This window comes from Streptomyces sp. SAJ15 (assembly GCF_007595705.1).
In the GTDB taxonomy this organism is placed as follows: domain Bacteria; phylum Actinomycetota; class Actinomycetes; order Streptomycetales; family Streptomycetaceae; genus Streptomyces.
The window spans coordinates 644,826-662,113 of sequence record NZ_NISY01000001.1 but is presented as its reverse complement, the minus strand read 5'-3'; the positions used below and the strand labels follow the sequence as shown (position 1 = coordinate 662,113).

Below are 17,288 nucleotides of genomic sequence, written 5' to 3'. Positions count from 1 at the left end.
CCGTCCGACGCCTCAGATGCCGATCTCCTTCGTCATCAGCGCCACCGCCTCCTCCACGTCGTCGGTGATGTGGAAGAGCTCCAGGTCCGCCGTGGACGCCTTGCCCTGGGCCACCAGGGTGCCCCGCAGCCAGCCCACCAGGCCCTGCCAGTAGTCGCTGCCGAAGAGGACGATCGGGAAGCGGGTGACCTTCTTGGTCTGCACGAGGGTGAGCGCCTCGAAGAGCTCGTCGAGGGTGCCCAGCCCGCCGGGGAGCACGACGAAGCCCTGGGCGTACTTCACGAACATCGTCTTGCGGACGAAGAAGTAGCGGAAGTTGACGCCGATGTCGACGTACGGGTTGAGGCCCTGCTCGAAGGGGAGCTCGATGCCGAGGCCGACGGAGACGCCGCCCGCCTCGCAGGCGCCCTTGTTGGCGGCCTCCATGGCGCCGGGGCCACCGCCGGTGATCACCGCGAAGCCGGCCTCGGCCAGCGCCCGGCCGATGCGCACCCCGGCCTGGTACTCGGGCGCGTCCCTGGGGGTGCGGGCGGATCCGAAGACGCTGATGGCGCGGCCCAGTTCGGCGAGCGCCCCGAAGCCCTCCACGAACTCCGACTGGATGCGCAGCACCCGGAACGGGTCCTCGTGCACCCAGTTGGTGGTCGGCTGGGTGTCCAGCAGATGCTGGTCGGTCGTGCCCGGCTGCACCTGGTCCCGACGGCGCACGATCGGGCCCAGCCGCTGCTCGTGCAGCGTCCGCTCGTCCTCGGCGTTGCCCATGGGGTGCTCCCTCCGCTCGCTCCTCCCCGTCCGTGGACGGGGAGGATCTTTGGTTCAGCGTAGGCCCCCGCCGATGAAGGACAAGGGAATTCTCCCGGGCCGCCCCCTTACGAGATCCTTCGGCCGACGCCCCTTCACCTAGCGGCCGGGGCGGGTCCGGGCGCGCGGGCGTCGGCCCGCGACGACTACGCCGACAGCCAGGCCCGCAGCCGCTCTTCGCAGTGGAGGATGCGCTCGGCGACGACGTGCTCATCGCGCTTGTGGGCGTAGAGCGCGTCGCCGGGGCCGTAGTTGACCGCGGGCACGCCGAGGTCGCCGAAGCGGGAGACGTCGGTCCAGCCGAACTTGGGCCGCGCGGTGCCGCCCACCGCGGCCATGAAGTCGACCGCGGCCGGGTGGCCGAGGCCCGGCAGGGCGGCGCCGGAGTGGTCGTCCACGACGAACTCGGCGATCGGGCAGTCCGCGAAGACCTCGCGCACATGGGTGATCGCCTCCTCCGCGCTCCGGTCGGGGGCGTAGCGGAAGTTGACCGTCACCGTGCAGGCGTCCGGGATGACGTTGCCGGCCACCCCGCCCTCGATGTGCACGGCGTTGAGTCCCTCGCGGTACTCCAGGCCGTCGATGAGCACCCGGCGCGGCTCGTAGGAGGCGAGTCGGGCCAGGATGGGGGCGGCGGAGTGGATGGCGTTGGAGCCCATCCAGCCGCGCGCGGAGTGGGCCCGCTCGCCCGCCGTGCGCAGCAGCACCCGCAGGGTGCCCTGGCAGCCGCCCTCGACCTGGGCGTCGGAAGGCTCCAGGAGCACCGCGAAGTCGCCGGTCAGCCAGTCGGGGTGGGCCTCGGCCACGTGGCCCAGCCCGTTGAGGTGCGCGGCGACCTCTTCGTTGTCGTAGAAGACGAAGGTCAGGTCGCGGTTGGGCGCGGGCACGGTGGCGGCGATGCGCAGCTGCACGGCGACGCCCGACTTCATGTCGCTGGTGCCGCATCCCCAGAGCACCCCGTTCTCGTCGAGCCGGGAGGGGACGTTGTCGGCGATCGGCACGGTGTCGATGTGCCCGGCCAGGATGACGCGCTCGGCGCGGCCCAGCCGGGTGCGGGCGACGACGTTGTTCCCGTGCCGGTCGACGGTGAGGTGCGGCAGGGCGCGCAGGGCCTGCTCGATGGCGTCGGCCAGCGGGCCCTCCTGTCCGCTGACGGAGGGGAAGTCGACGAGCCGGGCGGTCAGCTCGGCGGCGTCCACGCCGAGGTCGAGCGGCGGGTGGGCGGTGGGCCCGGAGCCCGGCTCGGCGGTGGCGTCGGGGGTGGGGTCGGCGGCGTCGCGTTCGGGATGCTCCATGGCTGCGACCCTAGCCCGTCGGTGCCTGGGCGGTCGGGGTCGCTCGTCACTCCAGTAACGTGTGCCGCGTGCCCCCTGCCATCCTCACCAGCCGCGCCCGCCTGCTGCGTGCCGGGGTGGCCTGTGCCGTGCTGCTGGCGCTGGCCGGCTACCTGGTGGCGCACCTGCTGTCGGGCGGCTCGGGTCCGCCGCGCTGCGTCGCGCGCACCGAGGGCGAGACCGTCGCGATCGATCCCGAGCAGGCGGTGAACGCCGCGACGATCGAGGCGGTGGCCGCCGCGCGCGGGCTGCCGGAGCGGGCGGTGACCATCGCGTTGGCCACCGCGCTGCAGGAGTCGGGGCTGCGCAACATCCAGCGCGGCGACCGGGATTCGCTGGGTCTCTTCCAGCAACGCCCTTCTCAGGGCTGGGGCTCGGAAAAGCAGATTCTCGATCCCGTGTATTCCGCAGGCGCGTTCTACGACCAGTTGGTCAAGGTTCCCGGGTATTCGCGGCTGCCGCTGACCGTCGCCGCGCAGCGGGTACAGCGCAGCGGTTTTCCGCAGGCGTACGCGAAGCACGAGACGGAAGCGGTGGTCCTCACCGATGTGCTCACCGGGCGGACGCCGGGCGCGTTCACCTGCCCGGGGCCGCCGGATGACGGGACGCCCGGCGATCCGGTCCGGGTGCGGGCCGAGCTGAAGCGGGAATTCGGCGCGGGCGTGCTGCCGGGCGGAGGCTCCGGCAGGGGTGTGCCGGAGGGCTCGTCGAAGGCGGAGATCGTGCTGCCGGTGCGGGTCGAGGCCGGGGACGAGCCGCGGCGCCGGGGCTGGGAGCTGGCGCACTGGGCGGTGGCCCACTCGGCCGGGCTGCGCATCGAACGCGTCTCGTACGGGGACCTCGTGTGGTCGGCCGCGAAATCCGACAAGGGCTGGCGGAAGTCCGGGGAGAATTCCGGTTCCGAGGTACGGATCACGCTCGCGCAATAGTGCGGCGCATCACCCGTCAGAGGTGTACGGGGAACGCGTCGCTGACGCGGGGTGATGGTCGAGGGCGATATCGACCGATCATGGCGCTCCCCAGCCGACAGGGCGGAAAGACGTTTCTTCAAAGGCAATTCACTACCCGGGAATCGCCCGTTTTGCCCCGAAGCGGATAATGCGATGCATTGCCAATTCTTTACTGCTGTTCACCGCAACTTTCGGGACCGTCGAGCGGTATTCACTGCGTCCGGCCGCCGGACAGCGAACACGCCGATACGGCGCATGCCCGACCGGTGCGGCACACCGCCCGACCGGTACGGCAGATGCCGATACGGCGCATGCCAACGTCCCTCCGTCAAAGGAGCATCATGTCCCTCCCCCTCTCGCGTCGGATCGCCCGAGCCGCGCTGCTGGTCGCCGCGGGTGCCGCCCCCCTCGTGGGCGCCGTCGGCGCCGCGAACGCCGCTGAGATGCCGCAGACCGGGCTGGGTGGGCTGAACTCGGCGCAGGCCCCCGACACCACCGAGGTCGCCAAGGGCGCCGCCGCGGCCGGCGGCCAGGCGCTGGGCAAGACGCTGCCCGCCGCGGGCAAGGCCGCCGGCAAGGTCGTCTCCGACAGCATCTCCACCGACGCGGTGCCGCTCGACGCCGCGACCCGCGCGCTCGGCTGACCCCGCGGCAGACACCGCCGCCCCCGGCGGCGCGTACGCGGCGTCCCGTCACGAAGGGGCCCGGGAAGCACACGCTCCCCGGGCCCCTTCGTGTTGTCCGCGCACGTCCGTCGGGCGGACGGCGCCCTCGTCGCGGGTCGCCGCAGCGGCCGTCAGCCCGCCAGTCGGCGCACCGCGGCCTCGACCCGCTCGTCCGTCGCCGTGAAGGCGACCCGGACGTTCCGCGCGCCCGCCGTGCCGTAGAAGTCGCCGGGGGCGACCAGGATGCCCAGCTCGGCGAGGGCGCCCACGGTGTCCCAGCAGGGCTCGTCGCGGCTCGCCCACAGATAGAGCGACGCCTCGCTGTGCTCGATGCGGAACCCGTACCCCTCCAGCGCCGCGCGCAGCGCCGACCGGCGGCGGGCGTAGCGCTCGCGCTGCTCGGCGACGTGGGTGTCGTCGCCGAGCGCCGCCACCGTCGCGGCCTGCACCGGGGCGGGGACCATCAGCCCGCCGTGCTTGCGCAGCCGCAGCAGCTCGCCGAGAACCTCCGCGTCGCCCGCGAGGAAGGCCGCGCGGTAGCCGGCGAGGTTGGAGCGCTTGGACAGCGAGTGGACCGCGATCAGGCCCGTGAAGTCGCCGCCGCACACCTCCGGGTGCAGCACGGAGACCGGCTCGGCCTCCCAGCCCAGCTCCAGGTAGCACTCGTCGCTGACCAGCAGCACGCCGTGCTCACGCGCCCAGCCGACCGCCGCCCGCAGCTCGTCCTTGCCCAGCACCCGGCCGGTGGGGTTCGAGGGCGAGTTCAGCCACAGCAGCCGCAGCCCGGTCGGGTCCAGCTCGATCCCCGCGGCGCCGGCCGCGAAGGTCCCGGCGTCGTAGACCACCGGCTCCGCGCCCACGAGTCGGGCGCCCACCTCGTACGTCGGGTAGGCCAGCCGAGGGAAGGCGACCCGGTCGCCGGGGCCCAGGCCCAGCTGGGTGGGGAGCGAGGCGACCAGTTCCTTGGAGCCGACCACCGGCAGCACGTTGGCGTGCGACACCGCCGTGGCGCCGAGGCGCCGCTCCACCCAGCCGGCGAGCGCGTCGCGCAGCGCGGGGGTGCCCCACACCGTGGGATAGCCCGGGGAGTCCGCGGCACCCGCCAGCGCCTCGCGGATCAGCGCCGGGACCGGGTCGACCGGGGTGCCGACCGACAGGTCCACGATGCCGTCAGGGTGCGCCGCGGCGGTCGCCTTGTACGGTTCGAGCCGGTCCCAGGGGAAGACCGGAAGCCGGTCGGAGACGCGGGCGGGGACTGCGGGCACGTGCACTCTTCTCTCTTCTCAAACGCCTCGGTCCCGTACGGCGGAGAGGCCATACGGGACCGGGGCGGCGCTTGGGGTAAGCCTGACTGCCGTCCTGGGCGCGTCAGCCGTTCTGCGGCGGGAGCGCGGCGATGAAGGGGTGATCCCGTTCGATCAGGCCGAGCTTGGAGGCGCCGCCGGGCGAACCGAGCTCGTCGAAGAACTCGACGTTCGCCTTGTAGTAGTCCTTCCACTCCTCGGGAGTGTCATCCTCGTAGAAGATCGCCTCGACGGGGCAGACCGGCTCGCAGGCACCGCAGTCGACACATTCGTCCGGGTGGATGTACAAGGACCGGTTGCCCTCGTAGATGCAGTCGACGGGGCACTCCTCGATGCATGCCTTGTCCTTGACGTCGACACAAGGCTGCGCGATGACGTAGGTCACGCTGTCGTTCCTCCTCGATAGGGCTGGCGGACCGATTTGCGGCTCCGCCTTGTGGCGCGCGGGAGCGCGGCGTCGTCGATGCCCGCACCTAGTATCTCCGTTCTTGGGCGACAGACGAACATGAGGGGCGGAGGAAGCTGTGGATTTCACCACCGGCGGACTGCTTGAGGTCCGCATTACCCCCGCTGACGTGGGAAAACGCGTTTCGGTGCGACGACGCTCGGATACCGGGGGAGGGCATCCGACGTTCACCGACACGGTCGGTGTGCTCACATCGTGGACCGCCGGAGTGCTGGAGATCACACGGAGAACCGGAGAGACCGTCCGGATCGCGGAATCCTCGCTGGTCGCGGGCAAGGTGGTGCCCGCCGCTCCGGCCCGGCGCCGGGGCCCCGCGGCCACCGCGCGGGAGCTGGACCGGGTCGCCGCCCGCGGCTGGCCGCCGCTGGAGCGGGAGGCGCTGGGCGACTGGGAGCTGCGGGCCTCCGGCGGATTCACCCGGCGTGCCAACTCGGTGCTGGCGGTCGGCGACCCCGGCCTGCCCCTGGACGCCGCCCTCGATCGGGTGACCGACTGGTATGCACAGCGCGGCCTGCCGGCGTATCTCCAGGTCAGCACGGGTGCCGAGGGGACCCAGGAGCAGCTGGCCGCCGAGTTGGCGCGACGCGGCTGGACCCGTGAGGTGCAGGCGGAGGTCCGGATCGCGGCCCTGGCGCCCCTCGCCGACCTGCCCGGCGACCTCACGCGGGTGACGGTCTCCCGCGACATCGACGACGCCTGGCTGCGGCGCTACCAGCGCTTCACCGAGCCCTCCCCCGCGGTGCGCGGCGTGCTGCTCGGCGGCCCCTCCGTCTGGTTCGCCGCCCTACCCGGCGACGGCGGCGCGCCGGGCGAGGCGGACGAGGCGGGGGGCACTCAGGTGCCGGCCGCCATCGGCCGGTGCGTGGTCGACGGCCGCTGGGCCGGCTTCGCGGCGGTGGAGACCGACCCCGCGCGGCGCCGCCAGGGCCTCGCCTCGCTGGTGATGGCGGCACTCGCCAGGCAGGCCCTGGAGGAGGGCGCCTCGGCTGCGTACCTCCAGGTGGAGACGGACAATGGCGGTGCGCGCGCCCTCTACGACGGGATGGGCTTCACCACCCATCACGCCTACCACCACTGGCGCGCACCCCACGAGGGGCCCCGCTGAGCGGGTACGAGGCACGTATGTCAGGCATGGACGAGATAACGGGCCGGCGGCGCCGCTTCGCCGAAGCAGCGCGCGAGGAGCGCCCCGACCTGGCGCTGCTGTGCCTCCTGGTGGGCGCGGAGGCCGATCCGGAGCTGGACGAGACGGGCATCGACGCGGCGCAGATCGAGCTGGACCGGCTGGCCGGGCTGCTGCCCTACGCTCCCGGCGACCCGGAGGCGTGGGCGACGGCGGTGGCGCGGCTGCTGGGCGAGCGCTGCGACTTCCGGGGCGCGCCCGCGGACTACCGACGGCTGGAGTCCTCGCTGCTCCACCAGGTGCTGCGGCGCCGCCGCGGGCTGCCGATCCTGCTGTCGGTGGTGTGGCTGGAGGTGGCCCGGCGGGCCGGCGCGCCGGTGTACGGGGTGGCGCTCCCCGGCCACTTCGTCGTCGGCTTCGGCGATCCCCACGGGCGGCATGTGCTGGCCGACCCCTTCGACGGTGGCCGCCCGCTGAGCGGTGAGGACGCCGCCTTCCTGGTGGCCGGCGCCACCGGCGCCCCGCTCGACCCCTCGATGATGGCCCCGGCCACCCCGCTGGAGATCGTGCTGCGGGTGTTGAACAACATCCGTGCCTGGGCGGCCGCCCGCCCCGAGCGCACCGACGTCCAGCTCTGGGCCGTGGAGCTCTCCCTGCTGCTGCCCAGCCATCCGGCCCGGCTGCGCTACGAACGCGCCCAGCTCCTGGTCCAGCGCGGCGACTTCACCCATGGCGCCCAGGAGCTGGAGGACTACGCGGAGGTACTGGCGCCCATGGAGCCCAACACCGCGGAGTCCCTCCGCCGCCAGGCCCGCGCCGCCCGCGCGATGCTCAACTGAGAGCCGGCCGCCAGGCCGCCGCCTCGGGGTTCGCCCCGCGATCGATACGGCCGAGCCCCCCGCACCGCGATCGGTACGGGGGGCTCGGCCGCGTCCGCGCGCACCCCGGCGGGGTCCGCGGGCGTCGCCTAGTTGGGGCTGAGCGGAATGACGGCGACCCGCTTGGCCGGGTCCTTCTCCAGCAGCGCCTGCCGCATCGCGCCGACCACGTCCTCCGGCGTGACGGGGGTCTTGCCGCCCGTCCCACGCTCGATGAGCACGCCGTCGAAGGCGTTGCCGTACAGCGCCTTGACCGCCTCCAGGTCGTAGTGCTCCTGGAGCCTGCCGTCGACCACCCGCATGGAGAGGATCTTCGGCAGCGAGCGCTCCGGCCCGAACTGGATGGATCCGGTACCGGCCTTGACCGTGACGATTCCGGACATCGCCGGCTCCGCGAAGGACTTCATCTTCGCGTCGATCTCGGAGTTGGCGATCTTCGGCTCACGGGTGACGACCGGCAGCACGACCGCCTTGTCCTCACCGGTCTCCGCGCGGTGACGGAAGGCGTCGGACACCGCCTTGACGGCCGCGTCGACGTTCAGGCCCTTGCCCGGCTTGCCGTAGACCGCCTGGGCCTTGCCCGGGACGAACTCGATCGTGCCCTCGCTCGAGGTGCCCGACTCGCCCGCCAGCCGCTCCAGGGCGTCGGACAGCTTCTCCTCGTCGACCACGACCGGGTCGCCCGCGGTGCGGGTGGAGCCGACGAGGGAGCCGATGACGTTGACCGGGTTGTAGTCGCGGCCGGAGACGTCCCGGACGGTGCCCTCGGTGTCCAGCGACAGGCCCGCGACGGACGGCTTGAGCTGGTGCTGCTCGCCGTCGACGGTGACCTTGAGCGGCGCCGAGGCCCGCTTGCCCAGGGTGTCGTCCAGTTTCTGGACCGCGTCCTCCTTCGAGGAGCCTCCGATGTCGATGCCCAGCACGGTGGTGCCGTTGGGCACGTCCGCGTGGTTCAGCACCAGGCCCGCGGCGTACGCGACGCCGACCACGCCGACCAGCCCGGCGCCGACCATGACCAGCTTGGAGCGGCCCTTCTTCTTCGCCGGCTTGGTGGACTTCTTGCCCGACGCCGCGGGCGGCGCCGGCGGCGCGGCCGCCGGGGCGGGGGCCGGGCCCGGGGTTGCCGCCGAGGCGGCCGCCGGAGCGGCGGCCCGGCCGCTCGACGCCGTGCTGGGCGCGAAGGTCAGCGGCCCGGCCTGGCCGCCGGAGAAGTCGGGGACCGCCGACGAAGAGGACTTCGACGACGACTTGCCGGACGGCTTCGACCCGGCCCCGGGCTTCGCCGCCCCGTTCTGGGCGGGCTTGGCCGGCGCCTTCTTTTTCTTCTGCGCCGGCGGTGCCGAGGGGATGCCGCTGACCAGCGTCTCGCCGGAGACGTGCGCACCGGGCACCCCCCCGCCGGGCGTGGGATCGGCGTCGCGGAACAGGTCGTTCCCCGCGAACGGCGCGGCACCCGTGGTGGCCCCGAGGCCGCCGGAGAGCGGTGCCCCGCTCGGCGGGGTGGGCGGCTGTCCCGGGAAGCCCCCGTCCATGCCGGGGCCGGTCGCCGGCGGAACCGGCATGTCACCGCCGGCCGGACCGGTGGTCGGGCCGGCCGGACCGGGCGGGAAGGGAGGCAGCGGGTGCTGTCCGGTGGTCCCGGCCGGGCCGCCGAGGCGCAGCTCCGGGGTGATCGCGGTCGGCGCGCCCTGCGTCGGGTCGGCGCCCGCGAAGCCGTCACCCGGGAACCCGCCGCCGGGGTAGCCACCCGGGGCGCCGCCGGAGAAGCCGTCGCCGGCGCCTGCCGGGTAGCCCTCGGCCGGGCCGCCGGGGAAGCCGCCCGCCGGGGCGCCCGCGTAGTCCTGGCCGGCGCCTGGGAAGTCCTGGGGCACACCGGCGAAGTCCTGGGGCGCACCCGGGTAGTCCTGGGGCGCCCCCGCGAAGTCCTGGCCGCTGCCGGGAAAGCCCTGCGCGGTGCCGGGGAAGTCGGTGGTGGAGCCGCCGGCGAAGCCGTTCTGGCCTCCGCCGCCGTAACCGTTCTGGGGAGCGCCGGAGAAGCCGTCCTGAGGCGCGCCGGCGAAACCGTCCTGAGGTGCGCCGGAGAAGCCGTCCGCCCGGCCCTCCGCGTAGCCGTCCGCGAAGTACGGGGGCTCGGACAGGCCGGCGCCCGGCTGCGGGGGCGTGGGGAACGCCTGGGTGGTCTCCGGGCCCGCCGGGTCCACGGCCGGCGCGGGCTGCGGGGGCAGCGGGGTGCTGCCGGTGACCGAGGAGGCCCCGGCGGAGCCGGACCCGCCGCGCGACTTGCGCGGCGCGAACCAGTCGCTGGTCTCGGCTTCCTTCTTCTCCTTCGCCTCCGGCTTCGGCTTCGGCGCGTCCTGCGCCGGCACGCCCGCGGAGACCTGGTCCCCGCCGACGACGGCCATCGCCACGGTGGCGTCCGGGCGCGCCGTGGCGCCGGTCCGCTCGTTGCCGCCCCGCTCGCCGCCCTCGTCGCCTCCGGCGGCGCCGTCGTCGCCGACGGGCTTGCGCATGACGACCGGCGGAATGGGCCGGGAGCCCGGAATGTTGATCCGGATGCGGGTGGTCAGGGTCGTCTCGGTCTTCGGTTCCTCGGGCCTGGCCGCGCCCCGCGCCTCCTCGTCGGCACCGCCGAGCGGGCCGTCCTGCGACGGGTACGGGCGGGATCCGTACGGCGGGGTCCCCGACGGGTAGGCGGCGCCGCCGCGACCCCGAGGCCCGGAAGACGAACTGTCAGATTCACGGCTCAATGCAGGTTCTCCCAGTTAACTCCGCCGCCCGTCAGGACCTCGTTGGGGTTCCTCCTGCCGAAGGCCAGGGGAAAGCTCGGCGGCGCGCACCACCATACTGGGCACCGCGGACGCGCACGTGGCGACCGTCTTATCGCCGAAACCAGCGTGACCGCGACACGGCGCCCAACCCCTTAGGGACGTTACGTCGAAAAGGTCGCGTCACTTACCAAGTCGGACTGCCGACCTGCCCGGTTGCGGCACCTTCGGCATCGTGGCGCACATCACACCGGCGAGCATTCCGCCCAGCAGGAAGACATACGAGCCGATCCCCACACCGAAGACGAAGTCGCCCTCCGGACGGCTGGCGGTGAGCATCAGCACCACGATCACCCAGGTCACGGCCGGGGCGACCCCGCCCAGCCGGGTGCGGGTGAGCTGCACCCCGCCGTAGCACAGCGCCGCGATCCCCAGCAGCGCCAGCAGCAAACCGCCGGGGAACCAGGCGGCTTGCACCAGGGCACCGGCGATCCCGACCAACGCCCCCAGCACCGCCAGCCCCAGATACGCCGACACGCGCAGCGCGACCCCGTCGCGCTCGCCGGTCACTCGGCCACCCCCGCGAACAGGTCGTCCTCACGGTCGGCGGCGGCGGTGCCCCGCACCAGCCGGTAGTACTCGGTCGTCAGCAGCGGCTGCCCCAGCCCGTTGGAGAGCGCGAAGAAGGGTTCGTGGACCTCGATCTGGGTGGCGTGCGCACGCATCGCGGCCGCCTTCTGACCGGCGTACGCGGTTCCGTCGATCACCGCCGTGACCTCCTCGTCCTCGACCACGCCGGGCACGTCGCCCACCGCTCCGACGCCGGGGAAGGGGCCCCGGTCGCCGAGCGCGCGCAGCCGGGCGAAGCCGTCTTCGGCGACGCCGCGCGGCACGCAGTTCCAGTAGATCTTGGCGATGTCATGCGGTTCGCCCAGCTCCGGGCGGTATGCCGGGTCCGCCGCGAGTTCGGCGGCACGCATGGCGACCCGGTGCGCCTTGATGTGGTCGGGGTGTCCGTATCCGCCGTGGTCGTCGTAGGACACCAGCACCTGCGGACGCACCTCGCGGACGACGGGGACCAGCGCGGCCGCGGCCTCGTCCAGGTCCGCCCGCCAGAAGGAGTCCGCGCGGTCGTTGTCCGGCAGCCCCATCATCCCGGAGTCGCGGAACCGGCCCGGCCGTCCCAGGATCCGGTGGTCGGCGACGCCCAGCTCCTTCATCGCCGCCGCGAGTTCGCCGAGGCGATGGGCGCCCAGGCCGTCCTCCCGGTCGGCCACCAGATGGGCCAGCTCCGCCGGGATCACCTCGCCCTGCTCGCCGAGGGTGCAGGTCACCAGCGTGACATGGGCGCCCTCGGCCGCGTACCTGGCCATGGTCACGCCATTGTTGATCGACTCGTCGTCCGGGTGCGCGTGCACCAGCAGCAGACGACGGGCGGGAAGGACGGTCATGAAGGACAGCCTACGAGCCGCGCGCCGGATTCGGTCGACAGGTGAAGATCAGCACGACAGATGGACCGCGGAGGGTCGCGGTTGACCGCGGGGACGATCGGCGGAGTCCGGGCGCGCGGCGGACGGAGGGATCAGATCTTGACGTCGCCGATCATGTCTGCGACGTTCGTGGTGAAGTCGTCAATGGTCGGGGCCACGGACGAACTGGCGAGGTAGAACCCCAGCAGCACGCAGACGACCGCATGGCCCGCCTTCAGCCCTGACTTCTTGACCAGCAAGTAGACGATGATCAGCAGTAGCACCACCGCCGAAATCGAGAGTGCCACAGCGGCTCACCTCCAGGTACGCGCGTTTGACGGTCCACATGTCGATGCCACGTGAGTCATACCCACTATGCGCAAAGGATCATAACTTCGGGTGCGTGCGCATGACTCGGTGCACGGGAGCATGACAGGGGCGCATGCCTGTTCGCACTTGCCAGTTGGGCCTTCGAGCGGTAGCGGAGGCAGCCTCTCGCCGGCGCCGTAGGCTCGGTTCATGACCGGACAACTCTCGTTCCCGCGCCAGTACGCCCGCACTCAGCGCTTCTCCCTCGGCGCGCCCCGCGCGTTCACCGTGGCTCCCGACGACTCGCGTGTCGTCTTCCTGCGCTCCCGTTCCGGCACCGATCGAGCGAACCTGCTGTGGGTGCACGACCTGGAAACGGCCCGGGAGTACCCGGCCGCCGACCCCGCGGCGCTCCTCGGCGGGGTGGACGAGGAGTTGTCGGCGGAGGAGCGGGCGCGCCGGGAGCGCAGCCGTGAGGGCTCCGCCGGCGTGGTCGGCTACGCGGTGGACCAGTCGGTGCAGTTGGCGGCTTTCGCGCTGTCGGGGCGGTTGTTCGCCACCGAGCTGCGCGCCGGTGACACACGCGAACTCCCCGTCGCGGGCCCGGTGGTGGATCCGCGCCCGTCCCCCGACGGGCGCCGGATCGCGTACGTCGCTCAGCGTGCGCTGCGCGTGGTGGAGGCCGACGGCTCCGGCGACCGCGCGCTGGCGGCGCCGGAGTCGGACGAGGGCACGGTCTCCTACGGTCTGGCGGAGTTCATCGCGGCCGAGGAGATGGATCGCGCGCGGGGCTTCTGGTGGTCGCCGGAGAGCGACGCCCTGCTGGTGGCGCGGGTCGACGACGCCTTGGTGCGGCGTTCCTGGATCTCCGATCCGGCGCACCCCGGGCAGCGGCCCGTCGAGGTCGCCTATCCGGCCGCCGGCACCCCCAACGCCGAGGTGACGCTGGTGCTGTTGGGGCTGGACGGGTCGCGCACGGAGGTGGAGTGGGACCGGGAGCGCTTCCCCTATCTGGCGCGGGTCCACTGGTCCGCGTCCGGGCCGCCGCTGCTCCTGGTGCAGTCCCGCGACCAGCGCGGCCAGCGCTGTCTGGCGGTGGACACCGCGACCGGCGGCACCAGCACCGTGCACGCCGACGAGGACCCGGTCTTCCTGGACCTGTTCCCCGGGGTGCCGGCGTGGACCCCGGACGGGCGGCTGGTGCGGATCGCGGACGAGGGCGGCGCGCGGGTGCTGATGGTCGGCGACCGGCGGCTGACCTCCGGGGCCCTGCATGTGCGCGCGGTCCTCGACATCGGCGAGGACGACGTGCTCTTCTCCGCCTCCCCGGACACCGAGGAGGCCGCCGCACGGGGCGGCGACACGGCCGGCGAGCGGACGGGCGAGGTGGTCGTCTACCGGGCGTGGTTCCGGGGCAGCGGAGACCAGGGCGGCTGGGAGGCGGTCGGCGAGCGACCGCGGGCCGTGCACTCCGCGGTGCGCGGCGGCGAGGTGATCGCCCTGACCCGTGCCACGCTCGATCGGCCGGGCGGCACCGTCGAACTGATCCGCCCGGGGTACGACGGCGCCAAGCGGCCGCGGGAGTCCGTGGTGGCGGAGATCTCCTCACACGCCGAGCGTCCGGTGATCACCGCCCGTCCCCGGCTGCTGCCGGCCGGCGAGCGTCGCATCCCCTGCGCGGTGCTGCTCCCCGAGGGGTACCGCGAGGAGGACGGTCCGCTTCCGGTGCTGATGGATCCCTACGGGGGCCCGCACGGCCAGCGCGTCGTGGCCGCGCACAACGCGCACCTGACCTCGCAGTGGTTCGCCAACCACGGCTTCGCGGTGATCGTGGCCGACGGCCGGGGCACCCCCGGCCGCTCCCCCGCCTGGGAGAAGGCCATCCGCGACGACCTCGCGCGAGTGACCCTGGAGGACCAGGTCGACGCGTTGCGGGCGCTCGCCGCCGACCACCCGCTGGACCTGGACCGGGTCGCCATCCGCGGCTGGTCGTACGGCGGTTACCTGGCGGCTCTCGCGGCGCTGCGCCGCCCGGACGTCTTCCACGCCGCCGTCGTCGGCGCCCCGGTCACCGACTGGCGGCTGTACGACACCCACTACACCGAGCGCTATCTGGGCGACCCCGAGCGGCAGCCGGCGGTCTACGCCGCGAACTCGCTGGTCACCGACGAGGGGTTGGCGGAAGCCGCGGAGCCGGCCCGGCCCATGATGATCATCCACGGGCTGGCCGACGACAACGTGGTGGTCGCCCACTCGCTGCGGCTGTCCTCGGCGCTGCTCGCCGCGGGCCGCCCGCACGAGGTGCTCCCGCTCTCCGGCGTCACCCATATGACCCCCCAGGAGCAGGTGGCGGAGAACCTGCTGCTGCTCCAGGTGGACTTCCTCAAGCGGTCGCTGGGCATGGCCTGACGGCCGTCCCCGGCCGGTGACCGCCGTGCCCGCGCGGCGGCCGCCGGCCGGGGCGGCGCGCTACCAGGCCGGCGGTCGGGACGGCGGGGGCGGAGGCGGGGTGGTCGGCGGGGCGGCGGGCGGCGGGCCGTACCCGCCGCCGTCCGGATACCCGCCGTCCGGGTACCCGCCGCCGCCCGCGTAGCCCCCGTCCGCGTACCCGCCGCCACCCGCGTACCCGCCGCCGTAGCCCTCCCCGTAGCCCGGGGCGGAGCCGGGGTAGCCGTAGCCGGGCGCGGGGTCGGGCCGGCCGTACCCGTCGTAGCCGCCGTAGGGCGCGGCGCCCCCGTACGGCGCGGTGTGGGCCCACCCGGTCGACCAAGGCCCGCCCGGGGCCGCCCGCTGGGCCAGCGCGACCAGCGCGACCAGCCCGGCCAGCAGCTCGAAGAAGGAGGTGAGCACGGCGAGCACCTCGCGGGTGCCCAGCTCGCCGAAGTGTTCCAGGTAGTCCGCCTTGGTGAAGGCGGAGACATCGCTGATGCCGTCCGCGAGCAGCAGCGCGCCCGCGATCATCCCCAGCGGCCGGGCGTACCCGGAGCGGGCGCCGGCGGCGACCGCGGCGAAGAGCGCCAGCACCACGAGGACCCACTCCCACCAGGCGAGGGGCGGGGCGAGCAGCGTGGGCAGCAGGGCCTCGCCGCTGAGCAGTCGCTTGTAGGTGTCCCACTCCAGCTCCTGCGCCCAGTAGAGCTGCCAGGCGCCCAGCACCACCCCGGCGGCCACCAGGAAGATCAGGCCGGTGACCGCGCCTCCGGTGGTGGGCGGCGCCGGCGGCTCGTCCCGCGGGTCCGCGCCGGGCGGGCCGTAGCCGCCGCCGTACCCGGGACCGTGGGCAGCGGCGCCGTAGGAGGGCGCGTCAGCCGGCGGGCCGTAGGGCGCGCCGTAGCCGCCCGGTCCGCTCCCCGGTCCCGCCGGGCGGCGTGCGGCGGCGACGGTGAGCAGCAGGGCGGCGCCGAGCAGCACGCCCGCCCAGGCGGTCAGCTGCGCCCGGGACTTGAGCTCCTCGGGGGCGGCGTCCATCCAGTCGGAGTTGAGGTTCCACAGGCTGGGGAGGCGCAGCGCGATGACCACGACGGCGAGCGTGCCGAGGGCGCCCGCGGCCGCGGACGAACGCAGCGCGGTGGCGCCCACGACCAGGCACAGGACCACGATCACCAGGTCGGCGAGTGAGGAGCCGAGGACTCCGTAGCCGTAGCCGACGAACCGGCCGCCCAGCCCGGACCAGGTCCACCACACCTGGCTGGACTTCTCCACCTCGTCCAGGTCCCTGATGATCCAGGCGAGCGATACCAGCCCCAGTACGGCGCAGACGACCGCGCCGAAGACGCGCGCGCCGCGCGTGAGTATGCGTGTCTGCCCCATGACGGTAGGTATCCCCCGCCGGTCCGGGGTGCCAATCACCTTCGACCGGCCGGGACGACATGGCTCGCCCCGGCCGGTACACGGCACCCGCACGGCCGTACGCCCTCCAGCGTGCGGCGTCCGTATATCGGCATCGAGACGGACAAGTTGCCTTCCGGTTAACACCTTTGATGGGATTTCACCTCTTCGCGTCGGGGAAGTCGAGCCCCTGGAGGACATCCGCCACCGCCCGCCCCTTGACGGTGCCTCGCCTCCGTTGCGACAGTCCGCTCAACCCGGAGTGAGGGGCCGGGTACGCAACGCGGGCAGACCGAGCAACGGGGGCGCGCGATGACAGGTCCAGCACAACCCACGGCCGATCCGCCGGCCGACGGGCCGCCGCCCGCGGCCGTCCCGGCGCGGCGCGCGGCCGGGTCGGATCCCCACGCGGCCGGGGCGGAGCGGACCGCGGCGGGGCCGGTGGGGCGATCGCCCGGCCAGTTGATGTGGCGCCGCTTCCGACGCGACCGCACCGGCGTCGTCTCCGCCTACGTCGTGCTGTTCTTCTTCCTCGCGGCGCTGCTGGCCCCGCTCATCGCCCGGCTGTACGGCAAGGATCCGTACACGACCTACGGCCTGGACCGGCCCGGGCTGCTCAACGAGTTCTACTACCCGGTCAAGCCGAACGGCGGCATCGACGGCGAGTTCTGGTTCGGGATCGAACCGCAGCTCGGCCGCGACGTGTTCACCCAACTGCTGTACGGCATCCGCACCTCGTTGCTGATCGCGACCGTGGTGACGGTGCTGTGCGTGCTCACCGGCATCGTGATCGGGGTGACCGCGGGCTATCTCGGGGGCCGGGTCGACAGCGTGCTGGGGCGCTTCATCGACCTGCTGCTGGCCTTCCCCGCGCAGCTCTCCTTCGTGGCCTTCACGCCGGTGGTGTACGCGCTGTTCGTGAGCCCGGAGAAGGAGACCCCGACCTCACTGCGGGTGATCACACTCGTCCTGGTGATGTGGGTGCTGGGCTGGATGGGGCTGGCCCGGCTGCTGCGCGGCCAGGTGCTGAGCCTGCGCGAGCGGGAGTTCATCGAGGCGGCGAAGGTCACCGGGGCCTCTCCGTGGCGGATCATCCGCAAGGAGCTGCTGCCCAACCTGTGGACGCCGATCCTGGTGCAGTCCACGCTGATGCTGCCGAACTTCGTGACCGTCGAGGCGGCACTGTCCTTCCTCGGGGTGGGCATCGTGGAGCCGACCCCCGACTGGGGCCGGATGTTCGCCACCGGCTCGCGCCACTACCAGAACGACATCACCTACATGTTCTTCCCCGGCATCGCCATGGTGATCTTCGTGGTCGCCTTCAACCTGCTCGGGGACTCGGTACGGGACGCGTTCGATCCGAAGACGAAGCGCTAGCGGGCCAGGGGCCCGCCGC

At 73.4% G+C, this 17,288-nt stretch carries 15 protein-coding genes; 6 read left to right on the top strand and 9 right to left on the bottom strand.

The window, feature by feature from the left end:
• Window positions 1–12: 12 nt before the first annotated feature.
• Together CD790_RS02915 and dapE are read right to left on the bottom strand one after the other, a co-directional pair.
• On the bottom strand, window positions 13–762 hold the full coding sequence (locus tag CD790_RS02915) for a TIGR00730 family Rossman fold protein (RefSeq protein WP_144381358.1): 750 nt from the start codon (window positions 760–762) through the stop codon (window positions 13–15).
• A 185-nt stretch (window positions 763–947) separates the two neighbouring features.
• The gene (gene dapE / locus CD790_RS02910; protein ID WP_144381357.1) at window positions 948–2,096 is read right to left on the bottom strand and encodes a succinyl-diaminopimelate desuccinylase; all 1,149 of its coding nucleotides are present in this window, start codon (window positions 2,094–2,096) and stop codon (window positions 948–950) included.
• 59 nt (window positions 2,097–2,155) lie between these two features.
• Here dapE and CD790_RS02905 point away from each other — a divergent pair, with 59 nt between their 5' ends.
• Together CD790_RS02905 and CD790_RS02900 are read left to right on the top strand one after the other, a co-directional pair.
• Window positions 2,156–3,064: a hypothetical protein gene (locus tag CD790_RS02905; RefSeq protein WP_144381356.1), complete on the top strand. Its 909-nt coding sequence runs from the start codon at window positions 2,156–2,158 to the stop codon at window positions 3,062–3,064.
• A 362-nt stretch (window positions 3,065–3,426) separates the two neighbouring features.
• Window positions 3,427–3,729 (top strand): ATP-binding protein, encoded by a 303-nt coding sequence (locus CD790_RS02900; protein ID WP_144381355.1) that lies wholly within the window; start codon window positions 3,427–3,429, stop codon window positions 3,727–3,729.
• 152 nt (window positions 3,730–3,881) lie between these two features.
• Here CD790_RS02900 and dapC read toward each other — a convergent pair whose 3' ends face one another.
• Together dapC and fdxA are read right to left on the bottom strand one after the other, a co-directional pair.
• Entirely contained in the window at window positions 3,882–5,015 is a 1,134-nt protein-coding gene (dapC, locus tag CD790_RS02895; RefSeq protein WP_144381354.1) for a succinyldiaminopimelate transaminase, read from the bottom strand.
• Window positions 5,016–5,118: 103 nt separating this feature from the next.
• On the bottom strand, window positions 5,119–5,439 hold the full coding sequence (gene fdxA / locus CD790_RS02890) for a ferredoxin (protein WP_144381353.1): 321 nt from the start codon (window positions 5,437–5,439) through the stop codon (window positions 5,119–5,121).
• Between the two features lie 139 nt (window positions 5,440–5,578).
• Here fdxA and CD790_RS02885 point away from each other — a divergent pair, with 139 nt between their 5' ends.
• Window positions 5,579–6,625, top strand: a complete 1,047-nt coding sequence (locus CD790_RS02885; RefSeq protein ID WP_144381352.1) for a GNAT family N-acetyltransferase — start codon at window positions 5,579–5,581, stop codon at window positions 6,623–6,625.
• Between the two features lie 26 nt (window positions 6,626–6,651).
• Window positions 6,652–7,482 (top strand): tetratricopeptide repeat protein, encoded by an 831-nt coding sequence (locus CD790_RS02880; RefSeq protein WP_399216856.1) that lies wholly within the window; start codon window positions 6,652–6,654, stop codon window positions 7,480–7,482.
• Window positions 7,483–7,610: 128 nt separating this feature from the next.
• On the opposite strand, the gene CD790_RS02875 is transcribed toward CD790_RS02880, so the two are convergent.
• The 4 genes from CD790_RS02875 to CD790_RS02855 form a co-directional block, all read right to left on the bottom strand.
• Window positions 7,611–10,268 (bottom strand): hypothetical protein, encoded by a 2,658-nt coding sequence (locus tag CD790_RS02875; protein ID WP_186318842.1) that lies wholly within the window; start codon window positions 10,266–10,268, stop codon window positions 7,611–7,613.
• Window positions 10,269–10,469: 201 nt separating this feature from the next.
• Entirely contained in the window at window positions 10,470–10,856 is a 387-nt protein-coding gene (locus tag CD790_RS02865; RefSeq protein WP_144381348.1) for a DUF6113 family protein, read from the bottom strand.
• A complete protein-coding gene (gene mshB / locus CD790_RS02860; protein ID WP_144381347.1) occupies window positions 10,853–11,737 on the bottom strand; it encodes an N-acetyl-1-D-myo-inositol-2-amino-2-deoxy-alpha-D-glucopyranoside deacetylase in 885 nt (294 codons plus the stop codon). The genes CD790_RS02865 and mshB overlap by 4 nt, the downstream gene beginning before the upstream one ends.
• A 131-nt stretch (window positions 11,738–11,868) precedes the next feature.
• Complete coding sequence (locus tag CD790_RS02855; protein ID WP_144381346.1) at window positions 11,869–12,063, bottom strand: hypothetical protein; 195 nt, start codon at window positions 12,061–12,063, stop codon at window positions 11,869–11,871.
• A gap of 211 nt (window positions 12,064–12,274) precedes the next feature.
• On the opposite strand from CD790_RS02855, the gene CD790_RS02850 reads away from it, so the two are divergent.
• Window positions 12,275–14,473 carry a S9 family peptidase gene (locus CD790_RS02850; RefSeq protein ID WP_144381345.1) on the top strand — a complete coding sequence of 733 codons (2,199 nt, stop codon included), beginning with the start codon at window positions 12,275–12,277 and terminating at the stop codon, window positions 14,471–14,473.
• 60 nt (window positions 14,474–14,533) lie between these two features.
• Here CD790_RS02850 and CD790_RS02845 read toward each other — a convergent pair whose 3' ends face one another.
• On the bottom strand, window positions 14,534–15,874 hold the full coding sequence (locus tag CD790_RS02845) for a hypothetical protein (RefSeq protein ID WP_144381344.1): 1,341 nt from the start codon (window positions 15,872–15,874) through the stop codon (window positions 14,534–14,536).
• Window positions 15,875–16,204: 330 nt separating this feature from the next.
• Here CD790_RS02845 and CD790_RS02840 point away from each other — a divergent pair, with 330 nt between their 5' ends.
• Window positions 16,205–17,269, top strand: a complete 1,065-nt coding sequence (locus CD790_RS02840; protein WP_260867289.1) for an ABC transporter permease — start codon at window positions 16,205–16,207, stop codon at window positions 17,267–17,269.
• Window positions 17,270–17,288 lie beyond the last annotated feature (19 nt).

Bases quoted from the DNA above. Each gene is read 5' to 3' on its own strand.
- CD790_RS02915 (WP_144381358.1), bottom strand. From the start codon at position 762: ATGGGCAACGCCGAGGACGAGCGGACGCTGCACGAGCAGCGGCTGGGC.
- dapE (WP_144381357.1), bottom strand. From the start codon at position 2,096: ATGGAGCATCCCGAACGCGACGCCGCCGACCCCACCCCCGACGCCACC.
- CD790_RS02900 (WP_144381355.1), top strand. From the start codon at position 3,427: ATGTCCCTCCCCCTCTCGCGTCGGATCGCCCGAGCCGCGCTGCTGGTC.
- CD790_RS02880 (WP_399216856.1), top strand. From the start codon at position 6,652: ATGGACGAGATAACGGGCCGGCGGCGCCGCTTCGCCGAAGCAGCGCGC.
- mshB (WP_144381347.1), bottom strand. From the start codon at position 11,737: ATGACCGTCCTTCCCGCCCGTCGTCTGCTGCTGGTGCACGCGCACCCG.
- CD790_RS02850 (WP_144381345.1), top strand. From the start codon at position 12,275: ATGACCGGACAACTCTCGTTCCCGCGCCAGTACGCCCGCACTCAGCGC.
- CD790_RS02845 (WP_144381344.1), bottom strand. From the start codon at position 15,874: ATGGGGCAGACACGCATACTCACGCGCGGCGCGCGCGTCTTCGGCGCG.
- CD790_RS02840 (WP_260867289.1), top strand. From the start codon at position 16,205: ATGACAGGTCCAGCACAACCCACGGCCGATCCGCCGGCCGACGGGCCG.